The 2,025-nt window shown below is 71.7% G+C and carries 1 protein-coding gene; it reads right to left on the bottom strand.

Annotated elements, in window-relative coordinates; all coding sequences use genetic code 11:
- Positions 1 to 2,025 (bottom strand): copper-translocating P-type ATPase (locus AB0959_RS52935; protein ID WP_366834206.1); only part of this gene is annotated, 2,025 nt, incomplete at both ends.

Here is a 2,025-nt window from a genome sequence, read left to right as displayed (position 1 = left end):
CGGCGCAGGCGTAGGGAGTTGCCGACGACGAAGACGGAGGAGAAGGCCATGGCGGCTCCGGCGATCATGGGGTTGAGGAGTCCGGTGGCGGCGAGGGGGAGGGCGGCGACGTTGTAGGCGAAGGCCCAGAACAGGTTGGAGCGGATGGTGCTCAGAGTGCGGCGGGCCAGGCGGATGGCGTCGGCGGCGGCGTTCAGGTCGCCGCGGACGAGGGTGAGGTCGCCGGCCTCGATGGCGGCGTCGGTGCCGGTGCCCATGGCCAGGCCGAGGTCGGCCTGGGCGAGGGCGGCGGCGTCGTTGACGCCGTCACCGACCATCGCGACCGAACGGCCTTGTTTCTGCAGCCGTTGGACGACGTCGACCTTGTCCTGCGGGAGTACTTCGGCGATGACGTCGCCGGGGTTGATGCCGACTTCTTGGGCGACGGAGGCGGCGACGGCCTGGTTGTCGCCGGTGAGCAGGATCGGGGTCAGGCCCAGTGCGCGCAGCCGCTTGATGGCTTCGGGGCTGGTGTCCTTGACGGCGTCGGCGACTTCCAGGACCGCTCGTGCCTGGCCGTCCCAGGCGACGGTGATGGCGGTGCGGCCGGCGGCCTCGGCTTCGGCTTTGGCCCGTTCCAGGTCCACGGGCAGGCTGATGGCCCACTCGGCCAGCAGCCGCTGGCGGCCGACGAGGACGGCGTGGCCCTCGACGATGCCCTGCACTCCGAGGCCGGGCACGTTGGCGAAGTCCTCGGGGGTGGGCAGTGATCCCAGCTTGGCCAGGGCCGCATCCGCGACGGCGCGGGCGATGGGGTGTTCGGAGGCGTGCTCCAGCGCCCCGGCCAGCCGCAGCACTTCACTCTCGTCGGTGCCGTCACCCTCGCCGGTGCCGTCACCTTCGTGGGTGGTGTGGGTGGTGTGGATGGTGCGCAGGGTCATGCGGCCGGTGGTGACGGTGCCGGTCTTGTCCAGGACGATGGTGTCGACCTTGCGGGTGGATTCCAGGACTTCGGGGCCTTTGATGAGGATGCCGAGCTGGGCGCCGCGTCCGGTGCCGACCATGAGAGCGGTGGGGGTGGCCAGGCCCAGCGCGCAGGGGCAGGCGATGATCAGGACGGCGACGGCGGCGGTGAAGGCGGCCGTCAGGCCTGCGCCGTTGCCGAGCCAGAACCCCAGCGTGCCCAGGGCCAAGGCGATCACGATGGGCACGAACACGGCGGAGATCCTGTCGGCCAGGCGCTGGGCGGCGGCCTTGCCGTTCTGCGCGTCCTCGACCAGCTTCGCCATCCGGGCCAGCTGGGTGTCGGCGCCGATCCGGGTGGCCTGGACGACGAGGCGGCCCCCCGCGTTGATCGTCGCTCCGGTGACGTTGTCACCGATACCGACCTCGACGGGCACGGACTCGCCGGTCAGCATCGAGGCGTCCACCGCCGAGGTGCCCTCCACCACCATGCCGTCGGTGGCGATCTTCTCCCCCGGACGCACCAGGAAGCGGTCACCGACCGTCAGCTCGGTGGTGGGGATGGTGTGTTCGCTGCCGTCGGCGCGCAGCACGGTGACGTCCTTCGCGCCCAGTTCCAGCAGTGCCTTCAGCGCGGCGCCGGCGGTGCGTTTGGAGCGGGCCTCGAAGTAGCGTCCGGCCAGGATGAACGCGGTGACCCCGGCGGCGGCTTCGAGGTAGATGTTGCCGGCGCCGTCGCTGCGGGCGATGGTCAGCTCGAAGGGGTGGGTCATGCCCGGCTCGCCCGCGGTGCCGAGGAACAGCGCCCACAGCGACCACAGGAACGCGGCGGTGGTGCCCACCGAGATGAGGGTGTCCATGGTGGCGGCGCCGTGCCGGGCGTTGGTGAACGCCGCCCGGTGGAAGGGCCAGGCCGCATACGTCACCACCGGCGCGGCCAGCGTCAGCGACAGCCACTGCCAGTACTCGAACTGCCAGGCCGGAACCATGGCCATCGCGATCACCGGCACCGCCAGGCCCACCGCGGTGACCAACCGCTGCCGCAACGGCCGCAGCTCATCCACCGCCTCCCCGCCCGTCCCC

This window comes from Streptomyces sp. NPDC046862 (assembly GCF_040704615.1).
In the GTDB taxonomy this organism is placed as follows: domain Bacteria; phylum Actinomycetota; class Actinomycetes; order Streptomycetales; family Streptomycetaceae; genus Streptomyces.
Note: the sequence above shows the minus strand (reverse complement) of the source record. Positions and strands in the feature narration are given on the sequence as shown.